Source organism: Flavobacterium sp. MR2016-29, assembly GCF_015350695.1.
GTDB lineage: Bacteria > Bacteroidota > Bacteroidia > Flavobacteriales > Flavobacteriaceae > Flavobacterium.
On the sequence record NZ_JADKPU010000005.1, the window covers coordinates 110999 to 128226 of the forward strand.

At 33.0% G+C, this 17228-nt stretch carries 17 protein-coding genes; 8 read left to right on the forward strand and 9 right to left on the reverse strand.

What is annotated here, in order from left to right; translation table 11 throughout:
* Positions 1 to 10: 10 nt before the first annotated feature.
* The 6 genes from IR010_RS12865 to IR010_RS12890 all read left to right on the forward strand — a co-directional run bounded on the left by IR010_RS12865 (position 11) and on the right by IR010_RS12890 (position 6662).
* Positions 11 to 748 (forward strand): carbon-nitrogen hydrolase family protein, encoded by a 738-nt coding sequence (locus IR010_RS12865; protein WP_194569936.1) that lies wholly within the window; start codon positions 11 to 13, stop codon positions 746 to 748.
* A gap of 243 nt (positions 749 to 991) precedes the next feature.
* Positions 992 to 1753, forward strand: coding sequence for a tryptophan synthase subunit alpha (gene trpA, locus IR010_RS12870; RefSeq protein WP_194604390.1), 762 nt, complete (start codon positions 992 to 994; stop codon positions 1751 to 1753).
* A gap of 278 nt (positions 1754 to 2031) precedes the next feature.
* A complete protein-coding gene (locus IR010_RS12875; protein ID WP_029272804.1) occupies positions 2032 to 2661 on the forward strand; it encodes a TetR/AcrR family transcriptional regulator in 630 nt (209 codons plus the stop codon).
* Positions 2651 to 3982, forward strand: a complete 1332-nt coding sequence (locus tag IR010_RS12880; RefSeq protein WP_194569940.1) for a TolC family protein — start codon at positions 2651 to 2653, stop codon at positions 3980 to 3982. The genes IR010_RS12875 and IR010_RS12880 overlap by 11 nt, the downstream gene beginning before the upstream one ends.
* Positions 3983 to 3994: 12 nt before the next feature.
* Positions 3995 to 5074 (forward strand): HlyD family secretion protein, encoded by a 1080-nt coding sequence (locus IR010_RS12885; RefSeq protein ID WP_029272802.1) that lies wholly within the window; start codon positions 3995 to 3997, stop codon positions 5072 to 5074.
* A 1-nt stretch (position 5075) separates the two neighbouring features.
* Positions 5076 to 6662 (forward strand): MDR family MFS transporter, encoded by a 1587-nt coding sequence (locus IR010_RS12890; protein ID WP_194604393.1) that lies wholly within the window; start codon positions 5076 to 5078, stop codon positions 6660 to 6662.
* 165 nt (positions 6663 to 6827) lie between these two features.
* Here the strand turns inward: IR010_RS12890 and yaaA are convergent, their stop codons facing one another.
* Positions 6828 to 7586 (reverse strand): peroxide stress protein YaaA, encoded by a 759-nt coding sequence (gene yaaA / locus IR010_RS12895; RefSeq protein ID WP_194604396.1) that lies wholly within the window; start codon positions 7584 to 7586, stop codon positions 6828 to 6830.
* A gap of 319 nt (positions 7587 to 7905) precedes the next feature.
* On the opposite strand from yaaA, the gene IR010_RS12900 reads away from it, so the two are divergent.
* Positions 7906 to 9339: a CCA tRNA nucleotidyltransferase gene (locus IR010_RS12900; protein ID WP_194569942.1), complete on the forward strand. Its 1434-nt coding sequence runs from the start codon at positions 7906 to 7908 to the stop codon at positions 9337 to 9339.
* Positions 9340 to 9449: 110 nt separating this feature from the next.
* Positions 9450 to 10475 (forward strand): COX15/CtaA family protein, encoded by a 1026-nt coding sequence (locus IR010_RS12905; RefSeq protein ID WP_194569944.1) that lies wholly within the window; start codon positions 9450 to 9452, stop codon positions 10473 to 10475.
* Here the strand turns inward: IR010_RS12905 and IR010_RS12910 are convergent.
* The 8 genes from IR010_RS12910 to IR010_RS12945 form a co-directional block, all read right to left on the reverse strand.
* Positions 10456 to 11223, reverse strand: a complete 768-nt coding sequence (locus IR010_RS12910; RefSeq protein ID WP_029272797.1) for a LytR/AlgR family response regulator transcription factor — start codon at positions 11221 to 11223, stop codon at positions 10456 to 10458. The two genes, IR010_RS12905 and IR010_RS12910, sit on opposite strands and share 20 nt — an antisense overlap.
* A gap of 37 nt (positions 11224 to 11260) precedes the next feature.
* Complete coding sequence (locus IR010_RS12915) at positions 11261 to 11629, reverse strand: 2TM domain-containing protein (protein ID WP_194604399.1); 369 nt, start codon at positions 11627 to 11629, stop codon at positions 11261 to 11263.
* Between the two features lie 15 nt (positions 11630 to 11644).
* Positions 11645 to 11962, reverse strand: a complete 318-nt coding sequence (locus IR010_RS12920; protein ID WP_194604403.1) for a 2TM domain-containing protein — start codon at positions 11960 to 11962, stop codon at positions 11645 to 11647.
* Complete coding sequence (locus IR010_RS12925) at positions 11953 to 12219, reverse strand: 2TM domain-containing protein (RefSeq protein ID WP_255526355.1); 267 nt, start codon at positions 12217 to 12219, stop codon at positions 11953 to 11955. The genes IR010_RS12920 and IR010_RS12925 overlap by 10 nt, the downstream gene beginning before the upstream one ends.
* 65 nt (positions 12220 to 12284) lie before the next feature.
* Entirely contained in the window at positions 12285 to 12587 is a 303-nt protein-coding gene (locus tag IR010_RS12930) for a 2TM domain-containing protein (protein ID WP_029272793.1), read from the reverse strand.
* A gap of 2 nt (positions 12588 to 12589) precedes the next feature.
* A complete protein-coding gene (locus tag IR010_RS12935) occupies positions 12590 to 13948 on the reverse strand; it encodes a 2TM domain-containing protein (RefSeq protein WP_029272792.1) in 1359 nt (452 codons plus the stop codon).
* A gap of 20 nt (positions 13949 to 13968) precedes the next feature.
* The gene (locus IR010_RS12940; protein WP_194569950.1) at positions 13969 to 14592 is read right to left on the reverse strand and encodes a hypothetical protein; all 624 of its coding nucleotides are present in this window, start codon (positions 14590 to 14592) and stop codon (positions 13969 to 13971) included.
* A gap of 361 nt (positions 14593 to 14953) precedes the next feature.
* The gene (locus IR010_RS12945; protein ID WP_194569952.1) at positions 14954 to 17119 is read right to left on the reverse strand and encodes a TonB-dependent receptor; all 2166 of its coding nucleotides are present in this window, start codon (positions 17117 to 17119) and stop codon (positions 14954 to 14956) included.
* Positions 17120 to 17228 lie beyond the last annotated feature (109 nt).

Sequence of the window (17228 nt, forward strand, 5' to 3'; positions counted from 1 at the left end):
TAAACAGAAAATGATTCTAGCTGCCGCACAGACAAAACCAACTCGAGGAAATATTGAGGCTAATTTATTAGATCATTATCGCCTTATCGAATTGGCTGTAAAAAATGGAGCACAATTAATTGCATTTCCTGAATTGTCAATTTCAGGTTATGAAAGAGAAAATGCACAGAAATTAGCCTTCAAAAAAGACGATGCACGTTTGGATCATCTGAAAAAGTTAGCTGTCAAAAATAATATTGTAATTATTGCCGGGGCGCCAATTCAAATTGAACATCAATTGTTTATTGGCGAATTTGTAATTTCTCCCGATAATTCGGTTGCAATTTACACGAAACAATTTCTGCATGAAGGCGAAGATGATTTTTTTCAATCTTCATTTGATTACAATCCGATGCTGGAAATTGAAAATCAAAAGATCTCCTTTGCCATTTGTGCCGATATTGATAATCCGTTGCATCCAGAAAATGCGTGCAAAAAAGAAACTGATATTTACATTGCGAGTATTTTCTTTTCCCCAAACGGAATTCCGAATGCATATCGAGATTTGCAAAGTTATGCTCAAAAACACAAAATGAATGTTTTGATGTCCAACTTCAGCGGTGAATCGTGGGGTTATCCGTCGGGCGGAAAAAGTGCTTTTTGGAATAATAAGGGTGAATTAATTGCACAAATGAATGATTCGGATTCGGGATTATTATTGGTAGAAAAGAACAATGATAATTGGATAAGCAGGATAGTGAAAATTTAAAATTAATACCAAAGATTAAAGATTAAAAAAAATTGGTTTCATGCAGATTAAGCAGATTAGAGCAGATTTAAATTAATTAAAAGATCTGCGCAAATTGGCTTAAATAGATTTTAATCTCAGTGAAATAAAGTTGCAGTTAATCCGTAAAATCCTTTATCCCGAGAACTTCGGGAGTGGCAAAAATAAAAACTAATACCTAACAGGTTTTGAAAACCTGCTAGGAGAAAAAATAAAAAAAACGAAATGAACAGAATAACTCAAAAATTACAAGAAGATAAAAAGATCCTTTCTATTTATTTTTCTGCGGGATATCCTAACTTAAATGATACATTTCAGATTATTCAGGATTTAGAAAAAAACGGTGTTGATTTAATCGAAATTGGTTTGCCATTTAGCGATCCTTTGGCAGACGGACCAACGATTCAGGCCAGTTCTACAGCGGCACTTCATAACGGAATGACAACCCAAGTTCTTTTCGATCAGCTGAAAGACATCCGCGAAAGCGTAAAAATTCCGTTGATTATTATGGGATATTTTAATCCGATGTTGCAATATGGAGTTGAGGCTTTTTGCAAAAAATGTGCAGAGATTGGCATCGACGGACTTATTATTCCTGATTTACCAGTTGATGTTTATGCAGATGAATACAAAGCGATTTTCGAAAAATACGGATTAATAAATGTGTTTTTGATTACGCCACAAACTTCAGACGAACGTATTCGTTTTATTGACAGCGTTTCAAACGGATTTATTTATATGGTAAGTTCTGCAAGTGTTACGGGATCTCAATCTGGTTTTGGAAATGTTCAGGAAGATTATTTCGAAAGAATATCAAATATGAATTTGAAAAATCCACAAATTATTGGTTTCGGAATTTCAAATAAAGAAACTTTTACTCAAGCAACTAAATTTGCAAAAGGGGCTATTATCGGAAGTGCTTTTATTAAGCATTTGAGTGAAAGCGGTTCTGGAAAAATCAAAGAGTTTGTTGGGGAGATTCGTTAATTATCGAAACTAAACATCCTGTTTGTCATTCCGACGAAGGAGGAATCTCACTAGAAATTCTGCTTGCAAAGTCGCCAATCTTTGTCGAATTATTAGTGTGATTCCTCCTTCGTCGGAATGACAAAATAAAGTAATACAGCTGAAACACTTAGTGTTTCAGCTTTTTTTTTGCTTTAAATAATCGAAACCGTTTTATGTTAATATTTTGTTAAATAAAAATTAAACACCTGTTTAAATTAAACGCTTGTTTAATTTTGTACTTAATTAGAAAAAATACCATGTTAAACATCGAATTAAACGATAAAAAAATCCAGATTCTAGATGTTGCTGAAAAGCTATTTTCAGAAAAAGGATTTGAAGGTACATCGATACGGGATATTTCCAAAGAGGCAAAAATTAACATTGCCATGGTTTCGTATTATTTTGGTTCAAAAGAAAGACTTCTTGAAGCTTTAATTCTTTACAAAACTTCTGATTTAAAATTACAATTAGAAAATTTATTGCAGGAAAATCTAGAACCTTTAGATAAAGTCAATAAATTAATCGAAATTTACATTAACAGAATAAATTGTAACAGAGGAATTTTCAGAATCTTACACTTTGAATTTACCTCAAAAAAAAGAGAACAGAATTTAATGGCGTTTACAGAACTGAAAAAAGGAAATTTAAAATCGCTGGAAAGCATTATCCGAGAAGGTCAGACAAAAGGCGTTTTCAGAAAAGATATTATTATCCCGCTGATTACCCCAACTATAATGGGGACATTTTTTCATTTTCACATGAACAAATTATTCTTTCAGGATTTGCTTCATTTAAATACCGAAGCATTGTACAATGATTATATTAATACCAGTCTTACAAAGCACATTCAACAAACTATAAAAGCTCTACTTGTTTATGAAAATTAATCAATTAATGCTCTTTGGGATTTTCTTTATCGGAATATCATCAATAGAAGCACAAGAAAAAACAAGTTTAACCTTAGATGAAGCCGTGAAAATGGCTTGGGAAAAAAGTAACGAAGTTACGCTTGCCAATACTAAGGTAAACACAAAAAAATACGAATTACAAGAGGTTAAAAACAATCAATATCCTGATCTAAAAATTTCAGGGCAATACCAAAGATTGACAAAAGCTTCTATTGATCTTCATAATAATGGTGGTGATCAAGCAAGTGCTGAACCTATGGCATCTCCAGATCAGGCGATGCTTGGAATGGCTAATCTTAGCTTGCCTATATTTTCAGGTTTTAAAATTAAAAACAGCATCATCGCTTCTGATAATTTATACGAAGCGGAAAGTTCTTATGCTGCAAAAACCAAAGAAGATGTTGCTTTACGCGTAATCACCTATTACACTGCATTATACAAAGCACAAAAAACATTAGATCTTTTAAACGAAAATCAAAAACAAGCAAAACAGCGTGTAACTGATTTTACGGAATTGGAGAAAAACGGAATCATTCCGAGAAATGATTTATTGAAATCACAGTTATTAGTTTCAAAAACGCAATTATCAATTGATGAAGCAAATAACAACATCAATAACATCAACTTTTACCTGACAACGCTATTAAAATTAGATCCGAGTGTAAAACTTCAGATTAATGAAGCTGACTTCTTTAATTTAAAAACAAGCAATGCGCCAACATCTGATGCATTGGCACTTGAGAACAGAAAAGATTTAGAAGCAATTCGTTTCCAGCAAAAAGCCAGCGAAGCCAACATTAAGATTGCAAAATCAGGATATTATCCTTCGCTTGCATTATTAGGCGGTTATACAGCTTTGGATCTTAAAGATTTTATCACTGTTAAATATGCAATGAATTTTGGAATTGGTTTATCTTATGATTTATCAGGAATTCTAAAAAACAGCGCCAATGTAAAAGCTGCTGAAAGCAGAGCTTTAGAAGTAAAAAGCACAGAAGCTGTAATGACAGATCGTATTAAAGTGGAAGTTCAGAAATCTATAGAAGATTATGACTTGGCTATTAATCAAAGTGTTGTTTATGATGAAGCACTTCTTCAAGCTGCAGAAAACTACAGACTTGTAAAAGATAAATTTGACAATGGCTTATCAGATACAAATGACCTAGTTGAAGCGGATGTAGAACATCTGAATGCCAAAATAAATACAGCTTTGTCTAAAGCAACTATTATTCAAAAATATTACGAATTACTTTCAGTATCAGGACAATTATCTCAATCATTCAATCTTTCTAAAATATAATCGATAGCTCTCATGGAAAAGAAAAAAACAAATACTAAATTCATCATTATACTAACCGTATTGATTTTGGTGGGCGGAACTTACGGAATAACAAAATACATGCACTCGTTAGCACACGAAGAAACTGATGATGCTCAAATTGAGAAAAAAATGAATCCAATTATTCCTAGAGTATCTGGATACATCAGCAAAGTGTATGTAAAAGATAATGATTTTGTAAAAAAAGGAGATACTTTATTTACTATCGACAAGAGAGATTATCAATTGAAAATTGATGAAGCTAATGCTGCATTACTAGGTGCTGAAGGTCAATACGAAGCTGCAAAAGCTGATATTGGAAGTGCTTATGCAAGCATCTCCGTTTCTGATGCGAATATGAAATCTGCCGGTGGTTCTATCGAAAGTGCAAAAATTAGATTGAGACAGCTTACGAATGATTTCAACCGTTACAATAATTTGTATAAAACTCATACCATTACAAAACAACAATTTGAACAAGCTCAGACTGCAAAAGACGAAGCAGAAAACCAAGTACGTGTTTTAGAACAACAGCAAAGAGCAAGTTCGTACCAAAAATCTGTAATTCAGTCAAAATCTAAAGTTTCTGACAAACAAACTGAGGTTGCTGCAGCAAACATTAAAAGAGCTAAAACGATGTTGGATGTTGCAAAATTAAACCTTACTTATACTGTTGTAACTGCTGCAATTGACGGACAGGTTTCTAAAGTTGACATTCAGCCAGGACAATTGGTACAGCCAGGACAATCTTTATTTTATATTATTAATAATAATGAAGCTTGGGTTGTAGCTAACTTCAAAGAAACACAATTAAACAAAATGATTGTGGGACAAAAAGTTAGTTTAAAAGTTGATGCTTATCCTAATTATGAGTTTAAAGGAATTGTAACTTCATTCTCACCTGCTACAGGATCTCGTTTTTCTTTATTGCCTCCTGATAATGCAACAGGTAACTTCGTAAAAACAATTCAAAGATTGCCAGTAAAAATTAGTTTAGACCCAACAAATGATCCTGAGAAAGTAAAATTATTGAGACCAGGAATGAATGTTGATGTAGACGTACATTTAAAATAAAATGACAGCAGTACAAGGAGAAGACGATTTAGTAGAATACGGTTACAGACGTGTCATTATTACGATTACCGCAGTACTTTGTGCACTGCTGGAAATCGTTGATACCACGATCGTAAACGTAGCGCTAACAGACATGCGAGGAAGCCTTGGTGCTACCTTGACTGATGTGGCTTGGGTAATTACAGCATACGCAATTGCGAATGTTATCGTAATTCCGATGACGAGCTGGCTGTCACAGCAATTTGGGAGACGTAATTATTTTGTGGCTTCTATCATAATTTTTACCGTCTGTTCTTTTCTGTGTGGAAATGCCAGTAATATATGGGAACTAGTAGCTTTTAGGTTCGTACAAGGTATGGGAGGGGGAGCTTTGCTGGTTACTGCCCAGACTATTATTACCGAAAGTTATCCTGTAGCAAAACGTGGTATGGCGCAAGCTATTTACGGTATGGGAGTAATTGTTGGTCCTACACTTGGTCCGCCTTTGGGAGGATATTTAGTAGATCATTACTCTTGGCCTTATATATTTTATATTAATATTCCATTAGGAATTATCGCTACTATTTTGGCAATTACTTTCGTTAGAAGTCCAAAATATGGAGAAAAATTAAAAGCAAATCAGGTTGACTGGTGGGGAATTATTTTATTGGCCTCATTTATTGGATCTTTGCAATTCGTATTAGAACACGGTCAGCAAGACGATTGGTTTAACGACACAACCATCATAACTTTGAGTGTTGTTACTATACTAGGATTGATATTGTTTATCTGGCGAGAGCTCACTTATAAACATCCAATTGTAAATTTAAGTGTTTTAAAAGATGGAAACTTAAGAATCGGAACTGTCATGTGTTTTATACTTGGTTTCGGTTTATACGGATCAACATTAATTATCCCGATTTATACGCAGTCTATTTTAGGATGGACAGCAACTGACGCAGGTTTACTGTTGATTCCAGGTTCGATTACAACAGCTTTTATGATGCCAATTGTTGGTAATATGATTCAAAAAGGTGTGCCTCAAGCTTATATGGTAGGAATTGGATTTTTAATTTTCTTCTTCTTTACTTTCATGATGCACAACAGGCTTACACCTGACACTGGAGTTGAACATTTATTCTGGCCTTTAATTTTAAGAGGGATTGGTTTAGGATTACTTTTTGTACCTATTACAACTCTTTCTCTTTCAACATTAAAAGGAAAACATATTGGTGAAGGAGCTGCGTTTACAGGTATGATGAGACAATTAGGAGGATCATTTGGTATTGCGATCATTACCACTTTTATCACTCGTTTAAGTCAAGAACACCGAGTAAATTTATTAACGAATTTAGATCCTGCAAAATATGATGTTCAACAACGTCTTGCAGGAATGCAGCGCGCTTTTATGGCAAAAGGATACAGCGCCGATATTGCGCTTAAAAAAGCCTATCAAGCTATAGATTATGCCGTTCTAAAACAAAGTACCGTAATGTCATACATGGATATTTTCATGTATTTAGGAATAATGTTCTTATGTTGTATTCCAATTATCCTTTTTATTAAAAGAGGCAAAAACAAGATTAATCCTGCTGATGCAATGCATTAATAATAATTGATTTATAATACGAAAGCCGAGTTAATAATTTAACTCGGCTTTTTATTATGATATCTTCAAATTGGAAAAGATTAAACCCTTTCTAAAATATTTCCCGAGTCTAGCTCTTAAACCTTTGCAGCTTTTGAACCTTTGTTACTCTGAACCTTTGCAGTTCTAACGTGTAAAAACCAAATGATTTCCCTTAGAAAGATTCGAATCAAACTGATAACCTTCATAATTAAAACCTTTTAAGTCTTCAACTGTTTCGGCATTTGTATCGATAATATAACGCACCATCATACCTCTCGCCTTCTTGGCAAAGAAACTGATCATTTTTAGTTTTCCGTCTTTATAGTCTTTAAAATCTGGAGTAATAATCGGAACTTTTAATGCTTTTGCATCAACAGCTGAAAAATATTCGTTACTTGCCAAATTCACAAATAATTCTCCTTTTTTCAATTCTTTATTTAGAGCTTTTGTCACAATAGGTTTCCAAAACTCATGCAGATTTTTGTATTCTCCAACGGGCAATTTCGTTCCCATTTCTAAACGGTAGGCCTGCATTAGATCTAACGGTTTTAAAACACCGTAAAGTCCAGATAAAATTCGGAGTTTGCTTTGTAGCGCATCTAATTTTTCTAACGGAATTGAATACGCATCTAATCCTGTATAAACATCTCCATCAAAAGTATAAACTGCCGGTCGTGCATTTTCTGCTGAAAAAGGAGTTTTCCATTTTTGATTTCGATCCCAATTTAAATCAGCTAATTTGTCTGAAATTGACATTAATTCAGACAATTCACCCGGTTTTTTAGGTTTTAAAACTTTATGAACAAGACGCGCTTCTTTTAAAAAAGAAGGTTCAGTATATTGAGTTGTTGGTAATTCTTTTTCAAAATTTAAAGACTTCGCGGGAGATATAACAATTTTCATTTGTGCGTTTTTATAGAATTCAAAAATACAAATTGAATTTCTAAAAATATATCATTGCAATTGATTTGTTTTATAGATGTATAAATGTTTTTTTCGCCACAAATTATACTAATTTTTACTCTGTAATATAAATTTCAATTCGTGTTAATTCATGAAATTAATGGCAACCTTTTCTCATTTTATAAAATTTGACTGCTTAAACTATGAATTTAGTCAAAAAAGTGAACGATACATTATAAAAGGCATTTTCTATGTTGTAAATTTGCACACGTTTTATTCTCTTCAAGAATAGAACTGTCATTTAAAAATTAGTAAATTCGTGGCTATACAAACAAACTACAAAACAGCTTTACAACATAAAATCTTCGGAGTAATTTCGAAAGCATCTCAAGAACTAAACGTTGACAGTTACGTTATTGGCGGATTTGTTCGTGATTTACTTTTAAATCGAGGGTCTAAAAAAGACATTGATGTTGTTGCAGTTGGAAGCGGAATTGAATTAGCACTTAAAGTATCAGAATTCCTTCCAAAAAAGCCAAAAGTACAGGTTTTTAAAACGTACGGAACAGCAATGCTGCGCTTTGAAGATACTGATATTGAATTTGTTGGAGCTCGAAAAGAATCGTATCATTTTGACAGCCGAAATCCAGTTGTGGAGAACGGAACTTTAGAAGATGACCAAAACCGTCGTGATTTTACCATTAATGCATTGGCTTTATCATTAAATGAAAAAACTTTTGGAGATCTTTCTGATCCTTTTAATGGTTTGACAGATTTAGAAAATAAAACAATAAAAACGCCTTTGGATCCGGATATTACTTATTCTGATGATCCATTGCGAATGCTTCGTGCAATTCGTTTTGCTAATCAATTGGGTTTTGAAATCGAAAAAAAATCCCTTGATGCGATTACTAAGAACGCGGAGAGAATCAAAATTATTTCTGGAGAGCGTATTGTCGATGAATTAAATAAAATTCTTTCGACAGCTAAACCCTCTATCGGATTTTTGCTTTTATATCAAACTGGACTTTTAGATATTATTCTTCCTGAATTAACTGCCTTAAATCAGGTTGAAGAAATTGAAGGCCATACCCATAAAAATAACTTTTATCACACTTTAGAAGTTGTCGATAATATTTGTCCAAATACAGATGATGTTTGGTTGCGATGGTCTGCTTTATTGCACGATATTGGGAAAGCGCCAACAAAACGTTTCAACAAAAAACAAGGCTGGACTTTTCACGGACATGAATTTTTAGGCGGTAAAATGGCTAAAAAAATATTCGAGCGTCTGCATATGCCGTTGAATCACAAAATGAAATTTGTGCAAAAGATGGTAATTATGAGTTCACGCCCAATTGTTTTAGCACAAGATATCGTAACAGACAGCGCGGTTCGCCGTTTGGTTTTTGATGCTGGTGAAGATGTAGAAGATTTAATGACATTGTGCGAAGCTGATATTACGACCAAAAATCCATCAAAATTTAAAAAATACCATAAAAATTTTGAAATCGTCCGCAAGAAAATTGTTGAAGTTGAAGAAAGAGATCATGTTCGTAATTTTCAACCGCCAATATCTGGAGAAGAAATTATGGAAATGTTCGATTTAAAGCCTTCGCGAGAGATTGGGGTTTTAAAAGAAGCGGTAAAAGAAGCTATTTTAGAAGGCGATATTCCTAACGAATATCAAGCGGCTTACGATTTTATTCTAAAAAGAGCAGAAAAATTAGGTTTAAAAAAAGTTTCAAAGTAATAAACTCATAAAACAGCAAAGATTTTTTTATTATTAAAATATTAATGTTTCAAATCAAGTTCAAAACTCTGAACCTCTGCAACTTTGAAACTTTGCAACTAAAAAAAAGAATGAAAAAGCACTTCCCTACAATCGCAAAAACAGCATTGGTTTTAGTTTATTTAGTAATTGTTGCCGGGGCGTTAGTCCGTATGACCGGCTCTGGAATGGGTTGTCCGGATTGGCCAAAATGTTTTGGCTATTATATTCCGCCAACTGATTTACAAGAATTAACCTGGACACCAAATCGTGCATTTGAAAAAGGTCAGGTAATTATTAAAGATGAAACTTTATTAGTTGCAAAAGATAATTTTACAACACAAACTACTTTTGATGCTTCACACTGGGAAAAATATACCAAACACGACTACGCACTTTTTAATCCGATTCATACTTGGATTGAATACATCAACAGATTGTTTGGAGCCTTAGCCGGAATAGCGTGCTTTTTTATGGCAGTTGCTTCCTTTAGATTTTGGAAACAAAACAAAAAAATTACCTTACTGTCTTGGCTGGTTGTTTTTATGATGGGATTTCAGGCTTGGCTAGGAGCAAAAGTGGTTTATTCTGTGTTAAATCCAATTAAAATAACGGTTCACATGGTTATGGCTTTGGTAATTGTTGCAGTAATTCTGTACATCATTCAATTGGCTCGACCAAAATTAGCTGTGGTAAAATATAATTCTAACTTCAGAAATGTACTTTTATTTGCCTTGCTATTAACGTTAATTCAAGTAGCAATAGGAACGCAAGTGCGTCAGTTTGTAGATGAGCAAGTAAAAAATGGATTAACAGCAAGCATACTTTGGCTGCAAAACCCTTCTATTACATTTTATGTTCATCGCTCTTTCTCCATATTAATCTTATTTGTGAATTTGTATTTGTATGTAAGAAATACCAAATTAGGCTTGGGTTTCTCTAAACAAAAATGGGTACTCTCTATAATCGCGATTGAAATTGCAACCGGAATAGCAATGGCTTATTTTGATTTTCCAATAGGAAGTCAGGCTATACATTTAGTTTTGGCTTCGATCCTATTCGGAATTCAGTTTTATATGATTTTGGAGGCTAGAAAAACTAGCCCAGCCAACTCTTAAAATCTTGTACTTTTTCGCGGCTTACAATTACCTCATCTTCTTTATAAGTAGGTAAAATTACTTTAAGGCGAGAATTGGTGTATACCTGAATTTCTTTTATGGCCGGAAGCGGTACAATAAATTTTCTGCTTACGCGAAAGAAATTTTTCATATCTAATTCTTGCTCTAAAATCTCCAAAGTCGAGTCGATCAAGTAATTTCGATTATCGAAAGTATGAATATACGTTCCTTTGTTTTCACTAAAAAAACATTCGATTTCGTCAGTAGTAATTACTTTTAAATGCTGCCCGATTTTAACCGTGAATCGCTTTTTGTAATTCTTCTCAAAAGGATTAGACAGCATTCTGCGTATCTGTTCAAAATCAAGCTGCAGGTTTTGCGTTTCTGATTCTGCTTTTGGCAAACGTGTTTTGAATTTAGCGACAGCAATTTCTAAATCATCTTCGTCAATTGGTTTTAGGAGATAATCTATACTATTCAATTTAAAAGCTTTTAACGCATATTCATCATATGCAGTTGTAAAAATGATTGCGCTTTTAATATCTATTTTTTCAAAAATTTCAAACGACAAACCGTCAGACAGCTGAATATCTAAAAAAATCAAATCTGGATGTTGGTTGTTGGTAAACCATTCTACAGATTCTTCTACAGAATGCAGCATGGTTTCTACGGCAATATCTAACTTCTCGAGCTTTCGCTGTAATAATCTTGCTGCCGGTTTTTCGTCTTCTATAATTAATGTGGTCATTGATTTGGCTGAAAAATTTAAAAAATTTAATTTAAAATTACTCCCATTTATTGTTATTTGATGACTGTTTGTTCATGTATTCCTGAATTTTCTTTTGCTCCCAATCTCTATTAAAAAAGATATCAGGTCCAAACACTGAAAAGGCATGAATAAGCAACGCAATCCCCCAATAAAAAGCAGTAGAATAGGTATTCCAATCAAATAATCCATTATCATTAAATTTTATCATAGAAAAATCTCTGCTTAAATTTGACACAATAATGATCAAATTAACGATAATATATACTTTTAAATGCGAGTAAAAACCTTTTATTTTTTTTACTTTTCTGTAAGCTATATTAAAGCTTTCGTCGTTGGTAAATTCTTGTCCGTACTCTTCGTACATGCGTCTTCTATAACGTCCCATTTTTTATGATTTAAATTATTGCCATTTGTTTTTGTTCTCTTCTTCTTTCTCCATCAGCTCTTTGATTTTTCTTTCCTCCCAGCCTTTTCCAAGAACCGGAAATATTTCAAAAACCTTCAATCCGTGAAAAACTACTCCTACTCCCCACCACATTAATGGCCAATAAAACCATAAATGATTAGGTGTTGTGTATAAATTGATAAAAATCAATAAGATATTTACGCAAATAAATGATGTTAGATTTCCGTAAAATCCTTTTATATTCTCGACTTTCTTTTTTGCCAAGTAATATCTATCTTCTTCGTTATAATTTATTTCCATTATTACTCCCATTTTTGTGTTTTTGTTTTTTTATCTAAAAGACTTTTCATTTTTCGTTCTTCCCATTCTTCGTCGAAGATTTTATAAGAAGCAAATAAATCAATTGCGGACACTAAAAATACACTTGTCCAAATTACCATTACTACAGAATTTATACATCGTATTGGAAAAAAATTAAACGGAACTCCATAATAGTCTTTCAGTACATAAATTAGTAATCCAATGACGTAAATAAATGCATGTACATAAAAGGATTTAAGCTTAAACATCTTTTTGCTAAAAATCTCTTGAAACTCAAATTTTTCTCGATCAATATTACAATTTGTTTCCATGATTATTTCCAAGTTTTCTTATTCTTTTCTTTTTCTATAATCTCTCTGATTTTACGTTCTTCCCATTCTTTGCTAAAAGATGGTGAAATTCTAAAAGCTTTCAATCCGTGAAAAACCACCCCAATTCCCCAACCCAGCAAGCACCAGACAAACCAAAAATATTCTGGCGAAGTGATAAGATTTATACCAATTAGAATAATACTTACAAGAATAAAAACCATTAAATGTTCATAAAATCCTTTAATTTCTTTTACTCTTTTCTGGGCCTGATAATAACGTTCTCTTTCAGTATAATCGGGTTCCATGATTATTTCCAAGTTTGCTTGTTATTTTCTTTTTCGAGAATCTCTCTGATTTTTCGTTCTTCCCAATCTGAGCTGTAACCAAAAACTTTAAAAGCATGCATTACTACTCCAAATCCCCATCCTAAAGCCGAGAACCAAAACCATTGAAATCCAGGAGAATATCTCAAATTTATAAAAATCAGAAACGGAATCACACAACAATATGAAATTACATTTCCATAAAATCCTTTTAGTTCTTCTACTCTTTTTTTAGCTCTGAAATAGGCTTTATTCTCATCGCTGTAATCTGCATTTGTTTCCATAACTGTAATTTGTTTTGTTAAAATCGGAATCTTAACCGTAAAATTTTCTTCGTTTTGTTCGATTATCACCTTCCTGTTGGTTATAATTCCGTATCGGTTTATGATATTTTGAAGCCCAACTCCTTGCCTGTCCTGCAATACTTCTTTCTTTTGAAAATCGTTTTGAATTGCTAAATAATCTCCATCAATAAAAATCCGAATATGCAATGGTTTCTGCTCGCTTACCACATTATGCTTTACTGTGTTTTCGAGCAAAAGCTGTAATGACAACGGAACTACTTTTGCGTCTGGATTTATATCTGCTGTAGGCAATTCGTAAAACAAACTGTTTTCAAATCGCATTTTCAGCAAATTCATATAAGTTTTTGCAAATGACAATTCATCTTCGACAGAAACCAATTCTTTGTCTTTTTGCTCTAAAACGTAACGATAAATTTTAGATAAAGAAGTTGTAAATCGCTGCGCATTATCTGGATTTTCTTCGATTAGAGAACTTAAAACATTTAAGCTGTTAAAAAGAAAATGCGGATCGATCTGATTTTTTAAACTTTCGAATTTTGCACTCGCTGTTCCTGCGATAATCTTTTGCTGCGTTATTTCAAATTTTGATGCCTGTTTCCATTTAATCATGAAACTTCTGGCTTGCATAAAAATCGAAACTCCTAATGAGAGAATAATATAAAAAAGATGTACCCAAAGCATTCTTTCTCCAAAAAACTCCTTTAAAGTCATGTCTTGCAGAACCATAAAAATATAGTAGTTTATTCCTAAAACTACCGGAACTGTGTACAAAATAGTTACCAGAATTCCGTAATATACCCTGAGGTTTGTCTGCTCAAGCCAATCCCATTTTCGATCTAAAAGAAGGTTTAAAAAACCATTACCAAAACCTAATCCGAAAGAATAAAGACAACTTATAAAGAAAGTAATAAGAACGTTTCGAACATTTAAATCTTCTCCCAAAAAAGTTATAAATATTACTGTAAAGACCATAGAAATCTTTAATGAAACGATTGTTCCGCTTTTTAAGTTTCTATAAGATGTTCTATGATCCTTCATAATATTGATATACTTATTAATTAATTTTTACAATTTTTTTGAGTTTCCAAGGCTCTGTCTAATCCCCATTTTGGAGAAAAAGGTGTTGCCGGTTTAAAAGTAGCAAAAAGTTCAACAGCTTTATCAACTTGTACACATAATGGTTTTGTGTCAACACCTGACCATTTTGCTCCTCCAATCTGATAATCAGCTTCGCCAAAAACGATTCTTGGATTATTTGGATCTATTGCTTTTCCTTTTGCGTAAGCTTCCATCACTTTAGCCGAATATTTCATTCCGTTTGTCATCGGATCAGCTACTACCCAAGCTGTGTAAATTAAAGCTTGAAGAGCATAAAGTTCAGCATTGTTTTGGTCTTTTATAAATTCGATATCCAATGCGTCTTGTGCTTTTGTCAGCAATAAATCGATTTTTGTTTTATCTTTTTCACTAAACGCAGATGTAGTATTAATTAAAGCTACATAATAATTTGGCAAATAACTTGTTTTTTCTGCTGCTGCAATTCTTTCGAACATTGCAGATGCTTCAGCATTTTTTCCTTCTTTCCAAAGCCCAAAAGCTTTTCCCATTCCTTGTTCAAATTGTGTTTGTGCAGATAATAAACTGCAGATAAATAACGTGATTACTGTAATAATTTTGGTCATGATTTCTTGTTTTTTAAGTTATTAAGGTTTTAAGATTCTAAGTTTTTTTTTGATGATTAAAACTCTTTGTTATTGTTATTGTTATTGTTATTGTTATTGTTATTTCTAATTATACTTCAAAAGTATGTTGGATTTTACTGTTTTAAAATTAAATGATACTGAGTTGTCGAATTTGGTTACTGAATTGTTTTTTCTCAGGTTCAAAGATTCACAGTGGAAAAGAGGCAAAGGTTTTTTGTAATATTAATTTTTGATTTTCTTTATTAAAACATAAAATCTTTGAACTTTCGAGAAGATTCGCTGCAGTGCAACTCTACAGAAAACCTTTGCCTCTTTTCCACTCTGAACCTTTGCCCCTTTTTTAAAGATTTTTCAACTGATTATCATTCTTATTCTTGCTGATCGTCCAGAAGAACCCTACGAAGAAGAATCGGTCTGCTGTTGGGGTCACGGCTTGTCTTTGATAAACTCCGTTCGGATCTGGTAATTTTGCGTAATCATAACCAAAAACGTTTTGGCTTCCTAATACATTTGAAACTGAGAAATACAAGATTTTTTGTGTTGTCAGTAAATATGCCCAGTTAAAACTCAAACTGTTGTACGATTTTGTTTTTCCGTTCATGAATTGTGTCTGGTTCGGATCATTGTATGGACGGCCTGAACTGTAACTGTTCGTGAAGCCAATTTGCGATTTCCAATCTGTGATGAAATATTTAGTTACAATTGACAAACTGTGATTGGCAATAAAACTTGGTGTTGCCATGTTTGGAAAATTCTTGTATTGTCTTTCAGAATCGATATAAGAATATGAAATCCAATATTCTAAGTTTTTATACAAATTGCTGTCTCTCCAAAATAAATCTAAACCTTTTGCATATCCCGAACCGTTATTATTGAAAACCGAGTTATACCCAATATCTTTTGTGTCATACTGCACTAAATTGCTGTAATCTTTGTAATAAGCTTCGGCTCTAAAAGTTTGTCCTGGTTTTGAAAATTGATAGTTTAAAATATAATGCTGTGCTTTTTCGCTTTCAAATTGATGGTATTTTGAATATTTAATATAATCAACAACAGGCGTTTGTGTAAAATCTCCATAAGCAAATGAAAATTGACTGCTTTTTGAAACTTTGTAAGCAATTGAAGCTCTTGGCGCAATATTAGTTTCATCTAACAAACTATTATTAGAAAGTCGCAAACCTACTTTTAACGCTAGATTTTTCGAAAATAAAATATCTCCTTCTGTATAAAATGCAGCAATATTAGAGTTGTAGCCATTTGAAACTTGAATTGAGGCATTATCATCAAAATTTTCATTGAATTTGGTAATGAAATAGTCCCCTCCAAAAGATAATTTAAAATGGTTTGAGAAGCTTTTTCTCAACTTCAATTTTAACTGTGCAGCATTTTCATTGCTGTCCACATCGTTTATATCGTATGTGATTTTGTTTTTGCTGTAACCATAACTTATTCCTGATGTTAGCTGCCATCCAGTTCCAAAATCTCCTTTGTAAGAGGCATTCAAATAAAAGTTATTATTGTTTAAGTCCGTTCTTACCGGATCAGCAAAATTTATATTTTTTTGATTTAAATCAAATTTCTCAGAATCAAATGCCGCGTACAATTTAAAAATTCCTCTTTCAAAATGATAACGGTAAACCGCTTCACCACCTAAAGATTGATAAGGATTATTCCAATCTACATTTTGTGGAATAACTGCCTGATAAGGGGCAAGATTAATATAATTTGTATTAATACTAAAAGAGCTTTTTTCCCATTTTTGAGTATTTCCAACTCCTAAACCAACCGTCATTAAGGCAATATCTGTTTTATTTTGATCTGGCTCATCTTGCGTATTCAACAACAAAACACTAGATAAAGCTTCGCCATATTCTGCTGAATATCCTCCAGTAGAAAAGGCAATTCCGCTAAATAAGAAAGGTGAAAATCTGCTTCGGGTTGGCAAATTATTAGTTGTCGCTCCGTATGGCTGTGCAACGCGAAGTCCGTCAACAAAAGTTTGCGTTTCGCTGGCTTCTCCTCCACGAACAAACAAACGCCCATCTTCTCCAACAGTTTGAGTTCCCGGTAAAGTCTGCAGTGCGGCTATAATATTTCCTGCAGAACCAGCTGTTGTTACAATATCTAAAGGTTTTAAAACTGAAACACGTGCTTTGTCTCCAGATTCTAATGTTCCGGCAGTAATGACAACGGCATCAAGCGCATTTACATTTTCTCTCAGCTTAACGGTTTGATCTTTAAAATTAGTAACATCAATTTCTTTTTTGAATGTTTCATAAAGTAAAAAACTCACTATTATAAACTGATTCCCAGTCGCAGTTGTTTCAAATGAAAAATCTCCCGTTTCAGAACTTGTTGCTCCGTCGTAAGTTCCATCAATATAAATATTTGCTCCAGGAACTGGTTTACCCTTCTCGTCGAGCACTTTTCCTGAAATAGTGTTTTGAGCGAAAAAAAATGTTGTTATAAATAAAAAGGCGATTGTAAAAAATAATTTGGTTTTCATGGTTTGTTATTTTGATGAAGCAAATGTATTTTAAGAGACTAAGTTAAAAAATATTAAATAACCCAATTGTAGAAATTCAAGGATGAGTTGTAAAATACTTATTTGTATC

What these genes read in the sequence shown, in the direction of transcription:
- IR010_RS12865 (WP_194569936.1), top strand. Translation starts at nt 11, where the DNA reads ATGATTCTAGCTGCCGCACAGACAAAACCAACTCGAGGAAATATTGAG.
- trpA (WP_194604390.1), top strand. Translation starts at nt 992, where the DNA reads ATGAACAGAATAACTCAAAAATTACAAGAAGATAAAAAGATCCTTTCT.
- IR010_RS12875 (WP_029272804.1), top strand. Translation starts at nt 2,032, where the DNA reads ATGTTAAACATCGAATTAAACGATAAAAAAATCCAGATTCTAGATGTT.
- IR010_RS12880 (WP_194569940.1), top strand. Translation starts at nt 2,651, where the DNA reads ATGAAAATTAATCAATTAATGCTCTTTGGGATTTTCTTTATCGGAATA.
- IR010_RS12885 (WP_029272802.1), top strand. Translation starts at nt 3,995, where the DNA reads ATGGAAAAGAAAAAAACAAATACTAAATTCATCATTATACTAACCGTA.
- IR010_RS12890 (WP_194604393.1), top strand. Translation starts at nt 5,076, where the DNA reads ATGACAGCAGTACAAGGAGAAGACGATTTAGTAGAATACGGTTACAGA.
- yaaA (WP_194604396.1), bottom strand. Translation starts at nt 7,586, where the DNA reads ATGAAAATTGTTATATCTCCCGCGAAGTCTTTAAATTTTGAAAAAGAA.
- IR010_RS12905 (WP_194569944.1), top strand. Translation starts at nt 9,450, where the DNA reads ATGAAAAAGCACTTCCCTACAATCGCAAAAACAGCATTGGTTTTAGTT.
- IR010_RS12910 (WP_029272797.1), bottom strand. Translation starts at nt 11,223, where the DNA reads ATGACCACATTAATTATAGAAGACGAAAAACCGGCAGCAAGATTATTA.
- IR010_RS12915 (WP_194604399.1), bottom strand. Translation starts at nt 11,629, where the DNA reads ATGGGACGTTATAGAAGACGCATGTACGAAGAGTACGGACAAGAATTT.
- IR010_RS12920 (WP_194604403.1), bottom strand. Translation starts at nt 11,962, where the DNA reads ATGGGAGTAATAATGGAAATAAATTATAACGAAGAAGATAGATATTAC.
- IR010_RS12925 (WP_255526355.1), bottom strand. Translation starts at nt 12,219, where the DNA reads ATGTTTAAGCTTAAATCCTTTTATGTACATGCATTTATTTACGTCATT.
- IR010_RS12930 (WP_029272793.1), bottom strand. Translation starts at nt 12,587, where the DNA reads ATGGAACCCGATTATACTGAAAGAGAACGTTATTATCAGGCCCAGAAA.
- IR010_RS12935 (WP_029272792.1), bottom strand. Translation starts at nt 13,948, where the DNA reads ATGAAGGATCATAGAACATCTTATAGAAACTTAAAAAGCGGAACAATC.
- IR010_RS12940 (WP_194569950.1), bottom strand. Translation starts at nt 14,592, where the DNA reads ATGACCAAAATTATTACAGTAATCACGTTATTTATCTGCAGTTTATTA.
- IR010_RS12945 (WP_194569952.1), bottom strand. Translation starts at nt 17,119, where the DNA reads ATGAAAACCAAATTATTTTTTACAATCGCCTTTTTATTTATAACAACA.